General features: G+C 52.1%; 12 protein-coding genes and 1 pseudogene. 9 read left to right on the forward strand and 4 right to left on the reverse strand.

Going from position 1 to position 19,036, the window contains the following annotated elements; all coding sequences use genetic code 11:
* Nucleotide 1 precedes the first annotated feature (1 nt).
* Complete coding sequence (gene fahA, locus KGA97_RS08770) at nt 2-1,306, forward strand: fumarylacetoacetase (RefSeq protein WP_223480595.1); 1,305 nt, start codon at nt 2-4, stop codon at nt 1,304-1,306.
* A 12-nt stretch (nt 1,307-1,318) separates the two neighbouring features.
* Nucleotides 1,319-1,954, forward strand: a complete 636-nt coding sequence (gene maiA, locus KGA97_RS08775) for a maleylacetoacetate isomerase (protein ID WP_223480596.1) — start codon at nt 1,319-1,321, stop codon at nt 1,952-1,954.
* Between the two features lie 221 nt (nt 1,955-2,175).
* Here the strand turns inward: maiA and KGA97_RS08780 are convergent, their stop codons facing one another.
* Entirely contained in the window at nt 2,176-2,979 is an 804-nt protein-coding gene (locus KGA97_RS08780; RefSeq protein ID WP_008025317.1) for a SirB1 family protein, read from the reverse strand.
* Between the two features lie 172 nt (nt 2,980-3,151).
* On the opposite strand from KGA97_RS08780, the gene KGA97_RS08785 reads away from it, so the two are divergent.
* The 3 genes from KGA97_RS08785 (at nt 3,152) to KGA97_RS08795 (ending at nt 5,532) form a co-directional block, all read left to right on the forward strand.
* Nucleotides 3,152-4,171, forward strand: a complete 1,020-nt coding sequence (locus tag KGA97_RS08785; RefSeq protein ID WP_008025318.1) for a Glu/Leu/Phe/Val dehydrogenase family protein — start codon at nt 3,152-3,154, stop codon at nt 4,169-4,171.
* A 117-nt stretch (nt 4,172-4,288) separates the two neighbouring features.
* Nucleotides 4,289-5,104, forward strand: a complete 816-nt coding sequence (locus tag KGA97_RS08790) for a hypothetical protein (RefSeq protein ID WP_223480597.1) — start codon at nt 4,289-4,291, stop codon at nt 5,102-5,104.
* Nucleotides 5,101-5,532 (forward strand): hypothetical protein, encoded by a 432-nt coding sequence (locus tag KGA97_RS08795; RefSeq protein WP_008041821.1) that lies wholly within the window; start codon nt 5,101-5,103, stop codon nt 5,530-5,532. Before KGA97_RS08790 ends, KGA97_RS08795 begins: the two co-directional genes overlap by 4 nt.
* A gap of 164 nt (nt 5,533-5,696) precedes the next feature.
* Here the strand turns inward: KGA97_RS08795 and KGA97_RS08800 are convergent.
* A pseudogene (locus KGA97_RS08800) lies at nt 5,697-5,885 on the reverse strand (YebG family protein); the annotation flags it as partial.
* A 672-nt stretch (nt 5,886-6,557) separates the two neighbouring features.
* Between KGA97_RS08800 and KGA97_RS08805 the strand changes: the two are divergent.
* The 4 genes from KGA97_RS08805 to KGA97_RS08820 all read left to right on the forward strand — a co-directional run bounded on the left by KGA97_RS08805 (nt 6,558) and on the right by KGA97_RS08820 (nt 11,617).
* Nucleotides 6,558-7,553 (forward strand): tyrosine-type recombinase/integrase, encoded by a 996-nt coding sequence (locus KGA97_RS08805; RefSeq protein WP_223480598.1) that lies wholly within the window; start codon nt 6,558-6,560, stop codon nt 7,551-7,553.
* Nucleotides 7,543-9,006 carry a hypothetical protein gene (locus tag KGA97_RS08810; RefSeq protein ID WP_223480599.1) on the forward strand — a complete coding sequence of 488 codons (1,464 nt, stop codon included), beginning with the start codon at nt 7,543-7,545 and terminating at the stop codon, nt 9,004-9,006. The genes KGA97_RS08805 and KGA97_RS08810 overlap by 11 nt, the downstream gene beginning before the upstream one ends.
* A 70-nt stretch (nt 9,007-9,076) precedes the next feature.
* Entirely contained in the window at nt 9,077-11,146 is a 2,070-nt protein-coding gene (locus KGA97_RS08815; RefSeq protein ID WP_223480600.1) for a hypothetical protein, read from the forward strand.
* Between the two features lie 165 nt (nt 11,147-11,311).
* On the forward strand, nt 11,312-11,617 hold the full coding sequence (locus KGA97_RS08820; protein WP_223480601.1) for a hypothetical protein: 306 nt from the start codon (nt 11,312-11,314) through the stop codon (nt 11,615-11,617).
* Nucleotides 11,618-11,636: 19 nt separating this feature from the next.
* On the opposite strand, the gene KGA97_RS29560 is transcribed toward KGA97_RS08820, so the two are convergent.
* Both KGA97_RS29560 and KGA97_RS08830 read right to left on the reverse strand, forming a co-directional pair.
* Nucleotides 11,637-12,059: a RusA family crossover junction endodeoxyribonuclease gene (locus KGA97_RS29560; protein ID WP_223480602.1), complete on the reverse strand. Its 423-nt coding sequence runs from the start codon at nt 12,057-12,059 to the stop codon at nt 11,637-11,639.
* A gap of 585 nt (nt 12,060-12,644) precedes the next feature.
* Nucleotides 12,645-19,025, reverse strand: a complete 6,381-nt coding sequence (locus tag KGA97_RS08830; RefSeq protein WP_223480603.1) for an NACHT domain-containing protein — start codon at nt 19,023-19,025, stop codon at nt 12,645-12,647.
* Nucleotides 19,026-19,036 lie beyond the last annotated feature (11 nt).

Consider the following 19,036-nt stretch of genomic DNA (forward strand, 5'->3'; position numbering starts at 1 on the left):
CATGACTCAGACTTCCATCACTCGTAGCTGGGTTGCCTCCGCCAACGGCCATGTCGACTTCCCGTTGCAAAACCTGCCGCTGGGCGTGTTCAGCGTGAAGGGTTCTGCGCCGCGCAGTGGCGTGGCGATTGGCGAACACATCTTTGATCTGCAAGCGGCACTCGACGCCGGCCTGTTCGACGGTGCTGCAAAAGCGGCGGTCGAAGCCACCCGTGGCGGTCAGCTCAATGCGTTTTTCGAACTCGGCCGCGAGGCTCGTGTTGCCCTGCGTGAGCGCTTGATCGAACTGTTCAAGGAAGGCAGCATCCTGCACGGCAAGATCGAAGCCCAAGGTGCAAAACTGCTGCCGCTGGCGGCGAACTGCGAGATGCACCTGCCGGCGAAAATCAACGATTACACCGACTTCTACGTCGGCATCGAGCACGCGCAAAACGTCGGCAAACTGTTCCGTCCCGACAACCCGCTGCTGCCGAACTACAAGTACGTGCCGATCGGTTACCACGGCCGCGCATCGACCATTCGCCCGTCCGGCACCGACGTTCGCCGTCCGAAAGGCCAGACCCTGCCGGCCGGTCAGACCGAACCGACCTTCGGCCCGTGTGCACGGCTGGACTACGAACTGGAACTGGGCATCTGGATCGGCCAGGGCAACGACATGGGCGACTCGATTGCCATCGGCGACGCCGCCGATCACATCGCCGGTTTCTGCCTGCTCAACGACTGGTCGGCGCGGGATATCCAGGCGTGGGAATACCAGCCTCTGGGGCCGTTCCTGTCGAAGAGTTTCATTACCAGCATCTCGCCATGGGTGGTGACGGCCGAAGCGCTGGAGCCGTTCCGTCGTGCGCAACCGGCGCGTCCGGAAGGCGATCCGCAGCCGCTGCCTTACCTGTTCGACAAACGTGACCAGGCCGCGGGTGCCTTCGACATCGAACTGGAAGTGCTGCTGCTGACCGAAGGCATGCGCGAGCAGAACCTGCCGGCCCATCGCCTGACCCTGAGCAACACCCGACACATGTACTGGACCGTGGCGCAAATGGTCGCGCACCACAGCGTCAACGGCTGCCAGTTGCAGGCCGGCGATCTGTTCGGCTCGGGCACTTTGTCGGGGCCGGAAAACGGTCAGTTCGGCAGCCTGCTGGAAATCACCGAGGGCGGTAAAAAGCCGATCGAACTGGCCTCCGGCGAAGTGCGTAAATTCCTTGAGGACGGCGACGAAATCATCCTGCGCGCCCGTTGCAGCCGCGACGGTTTTGCCTCCATCGGTTTCGGCGAATGCCGTGGCAAAGTGCTGCCGGCGCGTTAAGAGGAACGGGTCATGGAACTCTATACCTACTACCGTTCGACCTCGTCTTACCGGGTGCGTATCGCCTTGGCGTTGAAGGGCCTGGATTACCGGGCGCTGCCGATCAACCTGATCGCGCCGCCGGGCGGTGAGCATCGCCAGCCAGCGTATCTGGCGATCAATCCGCAAGGCCGGGTGCCGGCCTTGCGCACCGACGAAGGCGAGTTGCTGATCCAGTCTCCGGCGATCATCGAGTACCTGGAGGAACGTTATCCACAGGTGCCACTGCTGTCCAAAGACCTCGCCGCTCGCGCGCATGAGCGCGGTGTGGCGGCGGTGATTGGCTGCGACGTGCATCCGCTGCACAACGTCAGCGTGCTCAACAGGCTGCGGCAGTTGGGGCACGATGAAGCGCAGGTGGTCGAGTGGATCGGGCACTGGATCAGCCAAGGGCTGGCGACGGTGGAACAGTTGATTGGTGATGAAGGTTATTGCTTCGGCGCTGAACCGGGGCTGGCTGATGTGTACCTGATTCCGCAGCTGTACGCGGCTGAACGTTTCAACATTTCGCTAGAGGCGTATCCACGGATTCGTCGAGTGGCGACGCTGGCCGCGACGCATCCAGCGTTCATGAAAGCGCACCCGGCCAATCAGCCAGACACTCCTTGAAAACATCACACCGCCCCCTGTAGGAGCAAGCTTGCTCGCGATGAACGATGACGCGGTGTTCCTGACTGACCGCGGCGTCTCAATCGCCAGCAAGCCGGCTCCTACAGGTTCAAATACCGCACAATTCCCTGTAGGAGCGAAGCTTGCTCGCGAAGAACGATCACGCGGTGTTCCTGATGGGCCGCGGCGTTTGAATCGCCAACAAGCCGGCGCCTGCAGGTTCAGTGGACGATTGAGTTGGGGGGCAGGTGGCCGAGTCGTTCGGTCAGGCGGATCCGCTGGATCGGGTCGTCGCTGAGCAGCAGCGCATGCTCCAGATCGAAACGCTCGGCGTTCGGGCAGTCCAGCCGCTGGTAAAGGCTGGCCCGGGCCAGGTAATCGGAGGCGCTGGCGTTGCCCAGTTCCAGCACGCGTTCGGCGTCGATCAACGCGCCAATGTAGTCATCGTGGGAAAGGTGCAACTGGCGCAGGTTGCGTGACAACCGCTGGAGCATTTGCACCGGCTCGGCCGTCAGCAAATGTTCGGCGCTGAGTTTCATGTTCGGGCCGTACTGGCGTTGCAGCAGTTCCCGGCAATCGTTGGGGTACAACCGTCGACCGCCGCAAGGGTCCAGCAGGTGATCGGCCCCCGGAACCCGCAGCAGGAAATGCCCAGGGAAGTTGACCCCGACCAAGGGAATTTCCAGGCCTCTGGCCAGTTCCAGCGCAATCAGGCCCAGGGCCAATGGCTGGCCACGTCGGCGCTCCAGCACTTTGTCGAGCAAGGCCACTTGCGGTCGCAATGGCGTGAAATCGTCCTGGGCGTATCCCAGATCATTCAGGCGTCGCAACAGCGGCTGGGCCAGCTCGCTCACCGGCAACATCGGCAAGCCGTAACTGACGCGCTGTTGCAGGTCCTTGAAATTTGCCAGTACCGCCTGCGGATCCACCTCTTTATCGTGCTCGACGGCAATCCACAGCGCCGCTTCGAACAGCGCGGGCGGTGATCGTTGCAGACAGTCGAAAAAGCGTTGGCGGGGCGTCATCAAAATCTCCGGGACATGCCTCGTTTTAGCCTCCCCTGCGGCATTCGTCCAGTGCCGCGCAGGTTATGTCCGAAAGCCTGAATGGCGGCGCCGCTTATTCCGGTGCGCTTCTGCAAATTTTGGGCGCAAGCCTATACTGGCGACTACAAGAAGTGATTCGGGAGCCCTTACGATGTTCGCTCTCATGCAAAGCACTCGCCTTGAATCGCTGCATCTGAGCGTCGACTCGGTCACCGGGTTGAAGGCGGTCATTGCTATTCATAACAGCCGTCTGGGGCCTGCCCTGGGCGGGTGTCGTTACCTTGCCTATCCAAGCGACGAGTCCGCGGTCGAGGATGCCATTCGTCTGGCTCAAGGCATGAGTTACAAGGCGGCACTGGCCGGCCTGGCTCAGGGTGGCGGCGTGGCGGTGATTGTTCGACCGGTCCATGTGGAAAACCGCGCCGCGTTGTTCGAAGCGTTCGGGCGCTGCATCAATCAGCTCGACGGGCGCTACATCACGGCCATCGACAGCGGCACCTCAGTGGCGGACATGGATTGCATCGCCCAACAGACCCAGCACGTCACCAGCACCACTTCGGCGGGCGATCCGGCGCCTCACGCGGCGATGGGCGTATTCACCGGCATTCGTGCCACCGCCATGGCCCGCCTGGGCAGCGACAACCTCGAAGGCCTGCGCGTGGCCATCCAAGGCCTGGGCAATGTCGGTTATGCCTTGGCCGAGCAGTTACACGCTGCCGGTGCCGAACTGCTGGTCAGCGACATCGATCACGGCAAAGTGCAACTGGCGATGGAGCAACTCGGCGCTCACCCGATTGCCAACGAGGCGTTGCTCAGCACGCCTTGCGACATTCTCGCGCCGTGCGGCCTCGGCGGTGTGCTCAACAGCAATACCGTCACGCAACTGCGATGTTCGGCGGTGGCCGGTTCGGCGAATAACCAACTGACTCATCTGGATGTCGCGGATCAACTGGAACGGCGAGGCATTCTTTATGCGCCGGATTATGTGATCAATGCCGGCGGGCTGATCTACGTGTCGCTCAAACACCGTGGCGAAGAGCTGACGACCATCACCGCACACTTGTCGAAAATCAGCTCACGGCTGACCGAAGTGTTCGCCCATGCCCAGGCTGAGAAACGTTCCCCCGCCCGGGTGGCAGACGAGTTGGCGGAGAAAGTCTTGTACCGGTAAAGGCTCGCCGCGCCCTTCACTTCGCTGGCAAATTCTAAAGACCTGACTACGCTGCAAGCGGGATGGCGCAACGCCACCCGCCCGGTTGATGAGGGCCTGCCAGCGTCTGGGGCAATCATGACTGGCGCACTGCTTTTTCGTGATTTCAAGGAGCGAATCATGTCTTCCAGTTCTTCTCTCACCTGCAATTTCACGATCAACTCCAGCCTTGATATTGGCGTGTCGTTTGTCAGCGACGATAACGGCGCCAATTACGGCGGGCAGATCACTATTTTCACCCCCGGCACCGCAGGTCCGGTGAGCACCGGTTTATGGGACAACGACGGCAACGTCTTCTTCACCCTCTACCAGTCTGAAAACCCGGCCATCAACTGCGTTATCAATTCGGGATCGACGCCCGGTTCCTGGGACCCCTACGTGGAGGTCGCCCAGCAAAATGGCCTGATCTGCACCATCACCGGCCCGGTGCAGCAACCCGGTGAAAACACGTTTGGTTATACCCTCAATGTCGCGCAGGGCACGGGCGTTGGTCAGGGCGCCGTTACGGGTCAAGCAGCAGGATCGCCGACGCCGCAATACGTTGCGCGAATGATGCTGCCTGCCGGCGGTAAAGAGGCGTGGACGCTGATCATGCAGGGCAATACCCCGGTGCCCGACGAAATCAGTGTTGGCTCGCCGGTCGTCATGGCATGGGCGCGGTTTGACGACGGGACGCAGGTCGCCGGCGGTGTCTACAAATCGGCCACCCCGACAGACTACAACGTCAAGTTCATGTGGGTGCTGGACGCCGACGGTAATCAGTACCCCGGTTGGCCCATCGATGTCAGCGATCACGAGGACTTCCTCAACAATGGCTACCTGTTTTCACTGACGCCTGACAGTGAAGAGGTCTACCTGTTGAACGTCGTTGAACGGCCATGGGTGAAATCATGAGCACTTCTTACACCTTCTCCGTCAGCCTGTTTGACGCGAGCGCCAACCCGAACGGGTTGCAGGTTTGGCAGAGCGGCACGTTGACGTTCGACACCGATTCGGTGACGGGCGCATTGGCGCTACCGGATTTCTACCAGGATCCGATCCCGTACGAGGGAAGCACCGTATCGCCAGCAACGTTGGCGGGCACGATCATCGAGGCCTCGGGCAAAAGTGCCGAGGCACAGATCACCTTCACGGTGACCTATAACTTTGATGGTTTCCTTTACAACGGTAGCTATGTCGGCGGTTTGATCAGCGTGCTCGACTACGCTGCGCAAGAAACGTATCTCTACGTCATCCAGGGACTTTCTCCGCAGTCGCCATGGGGTGCGTCAGTACGTGGAAGCTCGACAGCTGCAGACGAGCGAACGCCGCGAACGGTTTGAGCCGCGTTTTTCGCAGGCATGAAAAAGGCCCTGAGTCATTCGACTCAGGGCCTGTTCAATTCGGCTGTTGCTTACTTCGGCGTTTTAGCGGCTTTGGCTGGCTTGGTCGGCTCAGCTGTTTCTGCCACTTCAACCTGTTCTGCGACTTCAACAGGCGCGCTCAGCAGCTCGGACAACGCATCCGGCTGGCTCTTGAACGCCTTGGCGAACACATCGCGATTCTTCGCCATGTAGATCCCGGCTTCTTCCACTTGCTGCTCGGTCAGGGACGGAACGGCTTTTTGCAACACTTCAGCCAGCAATTCGGCCAGTTCGAGCATTTTGTCATGACGGTCAGCTTCGGCTTTATCCATGATTTAGTGGAACTGAAGGTGCCTAGTTAACCTCACAAAAACAGATGGATTTAGGTGTGGCCGATCTGTTGAGTGAGGACTAAGGTGAATACGGGGCATCATCGTAATGCTTCGGGATCATGGATAGCGACCGCCAGACGGAGTCCGCTGACGCGCATCTGTACCCACGAACGTTTTCCAAAACGTCGGGGTCGCGCGCATGCTTATAAAATACTCATACCATCCTTCTTATATTTGCCCTGATCGCCAAAGAGGCCTAGCGTCTAAAGTCGTGTGGGCTTTTAATTCTACCGACACGCCGTGTGATCTCACAGCGGCCGCGCCCCCTTCAATTGGCACTCCAAATACTCATGAGATACGGTTCGTGCTGCAGTCTGGCTGGAGATCGGTGAACACCCGTACCGCGAAATCGGCGGGTGTAATATGAAGCCTATCAAGCATAACCCAGAGTTACGGGCGGCCTTGCTGTACAAATTGGTGAAGTTTCAGGCAGGCGGGCTAGGTAGATGCTTGTTAGTCAACTGCAAGACGTTAACTCCTTCATTGGCAGTCTCAATCTATGAAACATCATATGCGATAGGGGCCGCTAGGAATAAGGGGAGTATATTCACTGTTCTTCACCATGTTGCTTATTTATACACATGGGCTAGTTACAAAAACATCGATTTAGAAATGTACTTGCTCAAGGGGTTTGGGCTTCGTTATAAGCAGATTAAAGGTTTTGCGGATTGGCTCAATGAGATCATTGATGGGGACTCAAATGCGGTTAGTCCCTATAATCGAAAAGTAATGCAGAGTTGCAAATCTTTCGTGATATGGTTTGTTTTCAACTATGTAGCGAATGATGAGTTGATTAAGGCAGATGTTGAGTTGATGGAGTTGGTTAAGGCTCAGCGTTATTTTTGGAAGAGGGCGACCAAAGGAGGTAGTGGCGGAGAAGTCGCTTTAGATTTGAGCGATGATGAGTTGGCCTCCATTCAGAGTCTCCTCAAAGATAAGTTAGACAAGGCAATAGGTAATAAAAATATTTGCCATAGAAACTATTTATTATGGCGTTTAGTAAAAGCTTTTGGTCTTAGGATAGGGGAAGTCCTGGCGCTAAGGTTAGATGATCTAGATTTGTCGGGCAGCGACCCGTACATTGAAATTGTTCATCTAGACAAAAGAACTTCACGCCCAGATCCTAGAGCCCCCTATCATCCTAAAGTAAAAACTTTAGGTAGATATTTGTATATTCAGCCGGAGGATGACGATCTGGTTGCACTGCTTGAAGAATATATCAGTAAATATAGAGTGGTGGAGAAAAACGTCATGGGGGGCATGAAAGTTACAAATTTTTTGGATCATGATTTTTTGTTTATTGCGCATGGCCCAACTGGTGGAGCCAGGCCCATGTCTTGCTCTTCCGCTAGTCGTATCGCGAATACCATTCAAGTCAAGTCGGGGGTAACGTTTCGCTGGCATCTTCTACGTCACTCGAAGTTCAATCGCTTATACGCTGCGGCCCAAGTATCTCCAAATCGGGACGCGGCAATTGATAGTATTATATACATGGGGGGGTGGAGTAGCGAAGCGTCATTACTGCTTTACGCAAATAGGGCAGTGAGGGACTCTACGCGTCGGAAACTTAATGAGAATAATAAGAGGAGGGTGGCAGATGGAAGTTAATGAGCAGGGCCGATATGTAGACAATAATAACCGCGTTTTTACGAAGTGTTATGCGGATCCTTCTACATGTTTTCTCATTGATGTCACTGGACCACGGGTAGAAAGCTTTTGGCGGGGAAGTAGGTATTGGATAGATTTCTCTAATTATATTTTTTCCCCGGAAGTGGTTGTTGCTGCTCACAAGTATGTTTGCGAGAAGCTCGAGGACCACACTCCAGCAATAATTAACGAAGTGAAATCGGCTCTTAAAATGTTAGCCTCAATCTGGGTCAAAGACTGGATTAACTTTTCTTCACTGTCATGGAATGAGCTTTTTGAGATTTTTGCAACCGCTACAAAATCCGAAAAAACTTATTTTAGGAGGTTGTACACCTATTGCTCTGATAATGAAATGGCCGGTGCTGACGAAATTTATGCATCTGAGCTTCAGCAGTTAGTTGTGGGGTCCGCAGCAACGAGGGTCATATTGGAGTGGGACCAAAAGCGTGGAGCGTTGACTACTGCAGAGCAGGAGTTGGTGCGCCGGGCAATGCTTGAGAGGGGAGAAGAGTCCTGGGACGCTAATGTCGCAAGATTGTTTGTATGGATCTCCTTCGAAACATTAAAGCGACCAGCGCAACTAGCAGGAATGAAATCTGATGCTCTTTGGTCACCCCAAGTTATATCTGGGGAAAAAGAGTTTTTTTTGCGAATCCCAAAAATAAAATATAACTCTGGACAGCCTAGCGAGCTATGGCCCATCACCCCAGAATTGGCCGATGAGATAATAAGGTACTCGAGTCGCATAGGTGTAAGTGAGGCGCAAACGCAGAAAGGTCGACTTATTGTAACATCCAAACCTGGAGCTAAATCAAATTTTAACACCATGATTAAAAACTGGTGTAAAAAAATGAAGGTCATAAGTCCGAGGACAAACGAGTTGTTGCTTCTAACACCCTACCGTATTCGTCATAGCGGAGCTACTCAGATGGCCATGCAGGGATGTACTAGTGAGGAAATAAGGTATGTATTGGAGCACAAGAGTCTCTTTGCTGTCGATGCATATATTGATTGCTTAGCATCAGATTTTTGCCCGCTTTTGGATCGTGTAGGGAGGAAGCTCGGCGGAGTCTTTTCGGAACTCACCTCTGCATTTTTCGCTGGAAAGGTGGCGTCCAATCTCCCTGGCAAGCCCATACTAATCCCAGTAATTGAGAAACCTGCAGTAGTGGGGAGCTGCGGGAGTAATGGTACCTGCGGCAAACACCCATTTTTTAATTGTTATAACGGATGCCCATTTTTTATTGCTTGGAGCGATGCGGATCATCACCGCTCATTGCACTATGTCGAATCAATGTTAGAGAAATGGAACGTTGCAGTTCATGGCAATGAGCGTAGCAAGGTGCTTAAAGAGTTAGAACGTGTATATCAATCAATTATGGATGTTATCACAACGATAGAGGAAGGTAAATAATTTGGACTTTTCGACGAGGTTAGATGAGATCGGCCTACCTTCGGAGTTGCACGAGAAGTGTATTCGTTGGATGACCGTATTGGATGATGATATTGACTTTTTTTCTGATAAGTGGAATGTCGTGCGGTGGAAAACACGACCGGGAAATGCACGAGTTTCACATATTAACTATTTATCCATAAATAACGTTGGGCTCAGGGCAGTGGCCAAAGTATTTATCACAAACAAAAGGTGGGCATCTAATATTGGTGATATGAGTGCTGCTGGATATCTCTCTGTGATAAAAAAGCTAGATCAGTTGGTGGGCAATAAAGGCGTTAAGCAGCTAAATAATCTTGACTTTGAAAACGCGGCGGGAACAAGCAGTATTATTGTTAAAAACAGATTTTCTCATTTTGGCAATTGGTTGAGAATAAATTTAGGTCTTAGAATTAACTATAAGCCTCTTGCAGGAGATGCGGCAGAGCATGGTCGTGACGGGACCGAAGAAGGACGACAGGCTAAGCTAATACCCATTGAAGTCATGAGGGATTTTTTTCACCTGGCCTCGAACGAAACGCTTTTTACCAGAGATCGATTTTTTATTAATGCAATTGTTCTTAATGCGGCTGTTGGGGGACGCATTAACGAATTGGCAACCTTACCGGTCGATTGTCTCATCAACGTCGAAGGGGTCTGGGTCATCAGGCTATACCCAGAGAAGGGGGGGAATCATACATTAAGGGTATTTCCTCAAGATTTGTTTCCCGCAGTAGAGGCCGCAGTTGATTATCTGAAAAGCCTCACATCGGAGGGGCGACGCATAGCGCGGGCAGAGCGAGAAAATCCAAGTATTGATTGGTATAGAGTTTGGAGATCTCGCGAGGCTACCGAATATTATGCCCGTAAGTTTTGCTATGAGTGGACCAGTGAGCACAGCATATATACGCCGCAGGCAGTTTGGGTAAAAACCAATGGCCAATTTGTAGATTGTATCGGAATACAACAACGCTTCGGGATAAAAGAGGGGGCAAATTTTTTAGGCATAACAGTGCGGCATTTCAAAAAACAGATTCAGAGACAGGAAGCGCTAGGTGAAGGGAGCTACTATTCGTGGGATTCGAACTGGCGCCTTTTTCCTGTGACGCCTGACACGCCAAATTGGAAAACAATATTGTTAAGGCATCCTCATTCATTGTCATTGTCCCGAATGGAGCAGTACTATCGGGCAAAATTTGCACAAAATAGAGAAGCGATTGATGTTGTAGCTAAAGTTCTTGATGAGGCTATGCTGCGACAATTAGCGAAGATCCCCGAATCATTCGTATATGATATTGAGTTGGAGAGGGAATTCCAGAAAGTAATGCAGCCGGTTATCCGAGATTCTGGAAATACCGTATTGGAAGTTGAAGATGCACTGATGGTTCTTCCGCGTTTTTTCTTAAGTAGTTCCTTTAAAGTGGACTTGGATCATTATGCGATGATATCCAAAGGTAGTTTCTCACATTGGCTGGCCGAGGCAGGCAAGGGTTTGAACTCAGTCTTTGCCAAGTATAATATAATTGATCCTAGGACTGGTGATGTGGCTAAGTTCAAGTGGCATGATATTCGACATTGGTTACACACCATTTACAAGCAGGGCGGGTTGACCGACGTGCAAGTAAACGCACTTATGGCCAGAAAGGATATATCGCAGGCGCGGGTCTACGATCAAACTCTGGCTATTGACAGAAATAAGGTTGTCCAGGAGTTGATGATGAGCATTCGCCAAGATAAAGCTATAGGCAAAGTTCAAGAAACTTACAATATTTTGATAGGAACGGATCGTCAGACAGCAGAAGAGTATCTAAAGGCGGCTGTGCGGATAGTTAACCCTATGCCGCATGGAGGATGTACTTTGGACTTGGCACTGAAAACCTGCAGGCACAGTCTTTCCTGCTTGTCAATAAATGATCAGGGTGACTGCTGTGAAAGTTTGGTGATCGACGTTGATGACGATCGACAATTTATTGAGTTAAAGCAAATTCACGACGACGCAAATACTATTCGAGGGCATATTCTCGCGAGCGGTGGCGAAGGGGGGCACCAAGAAAGTCATTACAGTCGAGTGGCAAAAAGCACTGCTCGATTGTTAAAGTCGCGCAATAAAAAAACACGTTAGGGGGTAAAGATGCAGCGTAGAGGAGATGTCCTGATTGACTATCTTGCTCAATCGTTAAGAGCGTTGCACTCTGAGTATGCTGGGCGTGGGAATGAGTATATATATAGTCAGAAGGAATTGGCGGCATTTTCAGGAGTGTCTAGAGAGACTGTAAGGAAACATCAGGTGAAACTTGATGAGGTTCTTTCTGTTCTGTATGTGTCAAAGCGCAGCATGGATAAAAATGCGCATGTTTCAAATTTGAAGGAGCGGATTTTGAAGATTGAAAATGATTTGGCTCGGGTCACTTTGAGTTATGAGTCGCTGCGGCTGGAGTATCTGCACATCATAAGTGTTCTGGTAAGAGAGTCTCTAGATATTTCGAAATTTGTTATTCGGGGTCAGGCATCTGGTAGTGAATGTCCTATTTGCCATCATAGAGCCGATTCGCATGCGGCTAATTTAAACGCACCTTTAAACGCACCGCGGTAACTTTAATTTTTGGTCGATACTATTTAGGGGGCGTATTATATCTACAAGAGGTGGAGTGAGGCATGCTGCCTCTTTTTTGATGTTGACTATTTAGACCGGCCAAGCACCTGGATAGTATGTTGTCCTCGCTAGAGAACTGAATATTCAGCCTCAGGACGTTGTAGGACAGCTGTTCGTTGCGAGACATCCAGAAAGTCTGCACCGACCCGATTTGAGAATCATCGATCAGTATCCCGTCAGGCCCAGTGAGTGCGTCAAGAATTGGCTTGGTGATGTTGTCAATATCCCCCGCCTTGTCCGTCTCTTGGCGTTTAATGCTACTGAGGTACCACGCGAACTCGATCTGAACGCCGCCGGAAATCAGCCATTTGAACCGCGATAGTTCACTCTGAATGATTTGAGTGAGCTCTTGCTTGCGTTCCAAGCGAGATTGAGTGCTCACGATCTCATCGAAGTGAAGCTCCAAGCTGACCGAAGCAGTTGCTATCCCCTCTATGAGGTATTAATTGTCTTGGTCGCAATTAGAGGTTTTTACGAAGATGCGAGCCATGTTGCAGGACTTTCCTTGGGGGGCTGTGCTGTGTGAATGGTCTTCTTGCGTTCATGTCCACAAGGGGGAGACGCAGTCGTGCAGGGGGAGGGCGTTCAGTACAGTAAGTCGCAGCAGACTGAGCAGTAATAAACCCGGTGGCAAAGCATATGGTACAGGGTGTGATGAGATGCTACTTCAGGCTCTGAAGCTCGCTGACAACCCGAGCTAAAAGCTGCTCCGAGTCCTCGGGTCCCATATTGCTGTAAACGGCAGTGCCCGTTTAATCACGCAAGGTGTGTTGGGCGGACGCTTACCTTGCAACTGCTCAGCCAGGTGTTTTTCAAGCTGACGAAATTCTGCGAGTTTGGACATGAAAATCTCCGTTTCGGTGGTTGCTAACGCCACATTAAAGGTAAGGTTCAGAGGCAGCTTATATGAGGGCTATTAAGCGCGCATCGATAAAATGGTGCCCAGAGTCTATATGTTGATTTCACATTAATCATTCTCGTGTAATTCATTCGTTCGACCGCGATGATATGTAAAGTCTAAGGACTCTGTTACCCGCACAACGGCCGTGGTGTGCTTGAACTGCGAAGAGCGATCGCCGAATCCTGGCTCATACTGGCGCAGGACTATCAAGAGGACTAGATGCGCGTTATTCGCGGCAAGGTAGTTTCGAATTAAGTCGGACCGGCATAGCATGCGAGTTCCGCTCGAGCGATCTCCTTCATTGCGTTGGGCCTCTTGGCACCAAGCCTCGCAACGCATGAGAACATACCCAGACGGGTCGGCCCAACTGCGCCCATACGGGTCTTGAGGAGTGATTCGTGCAAATGCATTCACGCCACTGGACAGCTTTCTCCGCTCAGCAGCGTCGACTACTCCGAATGGATCGGTCTCATCAATGCCAGCTTCTGAGCTCGTATTGACGACCCAAGGTACAAATGGAGGGTGCGCTAGCTCGGTTACAGGATTCTTATCGTCGTATTCGTCCAGACGCGGGATATAGGCTTGAAAAGGGTCCTGAGAAGCTAAATCGGATGAGACTGTTGAGCTCTCCTCGGCAGAGACCAATGCAGAGTTGATGTGAACGTCAATTCCGTCGACTGACTTCCAGTCACCATCAACCACCATCCAGTCGCCCACATCGATATCGATGCCCAGCAGGGATTGAAGCTTGCTAGGCTCTCCCGTTATGCCCACTCTATCTCTACTTACATCACGTAAATTAATTCGTGTTTCCGTAGGCCGCCAATCCGTTCCATCCGCCAACCAGAGTCCATCCTTACGAGTCAAAACTCTCCGACTCAGCCATTCATGCCAAGGGTTACCCTGATCATATGGCCGCCGAGATACCGCATATTTGGCAAGAAACTCACCGGCTACCCCATGTAGGGCATGCCAACATAACTGCCCTCCATAGGTATGCTGATCAGCAGAGAAGTTCATATGTCCACCACGACGGTATACAGATCGACCACCTTGATCCGACATGTGTGTGATTTCAGCATCGTGCTTTCTCACCCATTCATTCATCGCATCTGCCGTAAACCAGTACTCTTTGCCGAATACGTCTCCTAAATTAGAGACATCGCACTTACCAAAGTCGTATTCAAGATGTAGCTCCTTTTGTGGTTTGAGCGTGCCTTCTGGGCGGGATTTGTAAAAAGAACCACTAAAATACTTTTTTGTCTCATGTAGTAAATATTGCGATTGGTTGACATGCTGAAGCGCGCTTAACGTTGTTTGACTAATATTTAGATGGCCGACGCGGGCACAGATGAGTAGGGCTTCCGCTGCGAAGTGTTTGAAAAGCACGTGAGGGTCTACGCTGCTCAGAGCTATTCGCTCAAGAAAATCGTGATGTTTAGCGACAGCTTTTGGTTCATCGAGAGCAATTCTGGCCAAGGCTATCAGTAGCCAAAGCTTTGCGTGTAGATGAAAGAATGGTAACTCCTGTGCTTGAAACGAATCTGCGCAGGTCGTAGTAAATTTCAATACGGCCTTGTCCAAAATTTCCGGTCGGTTAAGTCGTACGGCTACTCTGAGGCTATGAGCCGCCATCCATCGCCTCTCAGCCTGAGCAGAACCCAGCGCAAACCAAATAAGTCCTGCCGCGACTTCCGTTTGATTGCCTCGCGGGTAAAGAGCAGATCGCCAAGGTCCATCCACTACAGAAGACGCAAGTTTAGCTGCCCCAGTATTTAATAGCCTCTGCAGCGCAGCCTGGCCTACACCACTCGCAGCCATAGTATTTACGGCTGTTGCAAGGGCTAACCAAACGGATGCAGAGACTTCAGCACTCGGCCGACAGAACTCCCTGATCAAAGCCAAGATAATTGAATGACGATCTAATCCTGAAAGCTTTGAGAGTTCGGCTATATCTGAGATGGATAAATAATCAAATGAAACGAAGTCCGAAACGTGCTGGCGAATGATGATCTTGGCGCAGCCGGTTAGGGTGATAGCAACAGCATTCGACGCCTTAGACCAAGCCTCCTTGCACGCACTAAGTATGCGAAGCTTCTCATGGAGTACCAATTGGTCTTGGCGAGCGATCAAAGTGATATATTGAGGCCACTCGCCATATGGAACCTTTACCTGTAATCGATCAAAAAAATCGCGCTGATGCCCCCACCCCGACCCATTCAGACTTTTTAGCTCTTCCATTGCATTTGCGAGGGAAAGCTCATTTACGGGGGTAGATTTGATGACAAGTGACGTGAGTAGCGACTCGGCGGCGTCCTGTGCCTGTTGTCGTCTCTGAATATCTGAAACAGGCGGTGAAGTTCGCCAATTATTCAGATCCTTGAATTCGCGTGTAGATACTTCAATTTGATCAGCCACAGCGAACAAGTCGTCATACTTATTTGAATCGCCCAAGGTGGCCTTCGCCAAACGCGCCAATGCCCGCGGTACTGCTGGCCCAAATCCGTTAGGATTGTTTTGTTTGTATTGAGTGATCAGCTCCTCCGTCAAGTCATCCGCATGAGGTACCTGCTGGCTTTCCAGCGACTCGACCAACTGCTCTGTACCACAGACCCATAGCTCCGCTGGACTGGAAATGCGGAGAATTGCTGTCGCAATCGCGGGATCTATTTTCCCGCAGTGGATCAACGCTCTGGCATAGGGGAGTAGTGTGTAATCCAATGAGATCCTACCGCGATCCTCCCAACGCGCTAGCTTGGCAAGCCCCTTAAGCCCTGAAACTTTGGCCATCGCCATGCCATACATTCCCCAATTGAACTTGTTTTCCTCACCAAGATTCAGCTCGCAGATGTTGGAAAGCGTATGACTGTCTTCGTCGGAAAGCTCTTCTCCTTGCAGAGAACTCGCAAACTGCATCAACTCGTTCACAAACTTATAATCGCCAGAACCGACGGCATCCATTTGCTCTAGCCCGCGATGGAAGTAGTCCGTCGACTCGTGCCGGCTGGCCGGTGATATCGCTCTTGCCAGATCTGCAAAAAATGACGCTCGTTGACTGACGTCATCGGCTTTCTCAATTGCCATTTTCACTTTTATGGCAGTTGTGCCTGCTGAGATCTGAAGCGCAGGTCGGACCGCTAGCACGCTGACAATCTCGATGGCGTGCGAGACATTTGTAATTCCACGAGCCTCAACTGCTTCTAGGTATTTGACGGCCTCTGCCTGATCCAGAGACGGATCTGCTTCGAATGCCAGCGTCAGAAGCCGTTCCGATACTTCAAAACGTTGTCGCTGTGCATCGACCCCACCTGATCGGTAGTCTTTACGATTGAGAAGATCGGGCCAAAGATCAAGCAACGGGCTCAATCTACTTACAGTTTTCTTCCGTTGATCGAAGCACGCCGCAAATGCGATGGAAATTTGTAACCAGTGCTCCAATTGGTCTGAAAGGAAGCGCATGGCAGAGCTTTTTGTGTCGGCAGTAATCTGCTTCTTTTCACTGTTTTTGGTTTGTCCCCCCACAGACTGCTTTTCGAGCTCTGACTTCATTGCTTTTTTGAAATCCGTCCCCTGGAGCTGGGCCGGAAGATTCACGACGAGCTCAGCCAGTTCTTGGGGTAGCAGGTGCTGCTCTATGACGTCTTCATCAGACGCCGCACAGAGAAGCGCTTGCATTGCCAGAAATGAATGAATCTCTCCGGACCAGTAGTTGCTCGTATAAACGTGTAAAGAAGGTGCAGGTATTTGCAACGCGGATAGGATAGTGCGGGCCTCAGCTTTCATGCCCTGCACGAGGGCGATCGATGCGCATCTCAGCAATCCACGGATTATCCGTCGCTCATTTGAACCGTACGGTTTCTCACCTAGCCGGACCTTCTCCACGGTCCCACAAGCTTGAGCGAGTCTGCTAATCAGCAATTGCTGAAGGGATTCGTCCTCTTCAACAAAGGGGATAGAGGCTGCAAGCACCCCAGGCCCCAACAACGTTGATGTAAGGAAAGCGCGAATTGAGTCCTGTTGGACAGTCCCGACATGAGCACCAAGACGTAAGAGGGAAAGCAATGACTCAGCAACATCGAATGCGAACCAATCTATCCATCCCGACATATCCCGTGCGGCGACCTCAGTCTCCCCTTTGACCAGCTGGCAGAAAGGAATAGCTGCCATGTCCAACGCGGTCGGATCTGCCTTTTCTCTTTGAGGCTGCTGGTGCTGATCAAGCCAGTGGGTCCTCCACTCGATAACCCTTTGAGAGTGGTGATAAGCATCTGCCAAATCACCATCAAGGCCGTAAGCAATTGCCAACCTCGCATGGCGTGTACCAGGCCAATTTGTGCGTAACTCAAAAAGACGCCGTACGGAGTCTGCATCACTGGAAAGGACTGTCAGATCAGGATTATCGAGAATGTAGCTGGTACCACGCTGATCCATCGCTGCAAGTGTCGAAAGCTCAACAAGAAGAGGTACAAGTCGATCTACTTCATTCCTGTCAGCCGCATATGCAGATGCAGCTCGCAAACGCGCATGCCTGATGGACTGTCGACTCACGGCGCTCTTTATAGCTGCCGGGATCCTCTCGTCAAAGGCAAGGTCGAACAGTTTCTCGCCATCCTCTAATTGCTGTAACAGATCAGGTAATGTGATCGCGGCATAAATCGAAGTTGCCTGCATGCCAAGAAGGTTTCTAGCAAGGCCCCCTAGCGTCTCCTTGTCAGCACAGTATTGTTCTCGAATTAGGGTCTCTGTCGGCTCATCACGAAACATAAGTCCATGCTTCGTCTGCTCAAGCAGCGGGGACAAATCCGCGGCGAAGCTAGCGACCGCCCCCTCGTCCAGCCCGCTTGCTTCCGCAAATTCTCGCAAGGGGACTGGAGGCGGCAAAGCTGCCAATCCGGCCAAGAAGGCGTTGATGGCTGCGTCTCGATACCCCTGCTTTCGCGCCACTTTTAGCGCGTCTTCGATACGCTTGTGGAGTAAGTCATCAAGTTGAATGACTTTATCAATTTCGGATGGGGCGAGAAGAGTGGCGCCATCCGACACCAAGTGTTCGAGAACTCGAGCGTTACCTCGCGATCGGGACTGTGCAACGTGAATCCTGGCTTCAGTGTGCCCATCGAGACGCTGGCGCAGAAACTCGCCAGTCTCTTGAATAGTGAACGGTTTTAACTCGAACTCTTCGCATGCAGCGCCCCCGGTCGCAGCCACGCGTCGATGACTGCGCGAACTAACGACTAGTTGTACTCCCGTGAGCGCACCGCCGTGACTTATGCTCGCTAGCAGCAGTTCTGGAAAAGACGGTTCGCCTCGGTCTTTCGCCTGTTCGCCGGCGTTATCGATCGCGTCGAGCAAGATGATCAGCTGTCGATCACTCATAACTCGACGGACAGTCTCTGCTGCTTGGCCTATTTTCAGCCGAAAGGCACGAATCAGGTCATCGCTATCGTCCGTACCCGGCAAAAGCGGATCACACAGGCCGCGACACGCGAGCTCATTGACGATATGAACTAAGCCTTTTCTCGGCAGATGCCTTGCATCCCCGGGAGCACGATACTGTCCCATGCCGAAACAATCGAAGAGTACTATTTCATGCTCATTCGCAAGCCGGCTCGCGATCGAATTCATGAAGACGGTCTTGCCAACTCCCCCGTCCGCATGGATAACCAGAGGACTATCGAGTAGTGGAATTTTCGCTACAACCTCGGACAGTTGGCTTCGTTCGAGGACTGGGCCGACGTTTGGAAAGCAAGCTGGACATGGCAATAGATCGTTTTCATCTTGCAGCTCAAGGGCTGTAAGGACGTCAGCGCGCGATATGACATTCCGATTCTGGTTTGCCAGGTTGGCCTTATCCCGAGCAAGCTCTCGAATAGAATTGAGCCGAACTCTCGCAAGAGGGTCGCGGGCAGCAGACCAGTCCGCGAGTGCTATCGCCAATCTATTCTTGCTTTCTCGCAAGTCGCCTCTAACACCGGTGAAATGTAGGCGGCTAACAAATTCAGCGAGATCCTTGCCTTGGAGCTTACAAGCAGCCTGGATTTGGTCTGCCTGGTCTTTCACCGTGCCGCGCAATACAGCTCCTGCAATTATTCCTGCTACTGCATCGTGCAGTTCGGCCAAAATGGGACGGTTAGTGACCAATTCAAAACGGAGTTTTGCCCGTGCCTGCTCGGTGCCATGTTTTCTCTTGTGAGACCGATATGTCTTGGCAAATTTCTCAATCGTTTTTTTTGCGTCGGCCGCCCGAAATGGCTTGTCCTCCGAAGCTTTCGAATACTTGACCTGAACCACCACGACCTGATTCGCGTGTTCAAACGAGGAGCGATCCCCATAGTACAGAACGGCGTCTGCGATTTCGTTTCCGGCGTCTTCCGCAGTTTTTTGGTCAGCCGGAGAAAAACCCTCGATCGCCAAGCCGATGAAATCGTCTTTCGGCAGCAGCAAACCCAAACATTTTCGTG

Source organism: Pseudomonas sp. BF-B-15, from assembly GCF_019946675.1.
GTDB lineage: Bacteria > Pseudomonadota > Gammaproteobacteria > Pseudomonadales > Pseudomonadaceae > Aquipseudomonas > Aquipseudomonas migulae.

Coding starts and splice junctions, on each gene's coding strand:
- fahA (WP_223480595.1), top strand. CDS start 2: ATGACTCAGACTTCCATCACTCGTAGCTGGGTTGCCTCCGCCAACGGC.
- maiA (WP_223480596.1), top strand. CDS start 1,319: ATGGAACTCTATACCTACTACCGTTCGACCTCGTCTTACCGGGTGCGT.
- KGA97_RS08780 (WP_008025317.1), bottom strand. CDS start 2,979: ATGACGCCCCGCCAACGCTTTTTCGACTGTCTGCAACGATCACCGCCC.
- KGA97_RS08785 (WP_008025318.1), top strand. CDS start 3,152: ATGTTCGCTCTCATGCAAAGCACTCGCCTTGAATCGCTGCATCTGAGC.
- KGA97_RS08790 (WP_223480597.1), top strand. CDS start 4,289: ATGACTGGCGCACTGCTTTTTCGTGATTTCAAGGAGCGAATCATGTCT.
- KGA97_RS08795 (WP_008041821.1), top strand. CDS start 5,101: ATGAGCACTTCTTACACCTTCTCCGTCAGCCTGTTTGACGCGAGCGCC.
- KGA97_RS08805 (WP_223480598.1), top strand. CDS start 6,558: ATGTACTTGCTCAAGGGGTTTGGGCTTCGTTATAAGCAGATTAAAGGT.
- KGA97_RS08810 (WP_223480599.1), top strand. CDS start 7,543: ATGGAAGTTAATGAGCAGGGCCGATATGTAGACAATAATAACCGCGTT.
- KGA97_RS08815 (WP_223480600.1), top strand. CDS start 9,077: ATGACCGTATTGGATGATGATATTGACTTTTTTTCTGATAAGTGGAAT.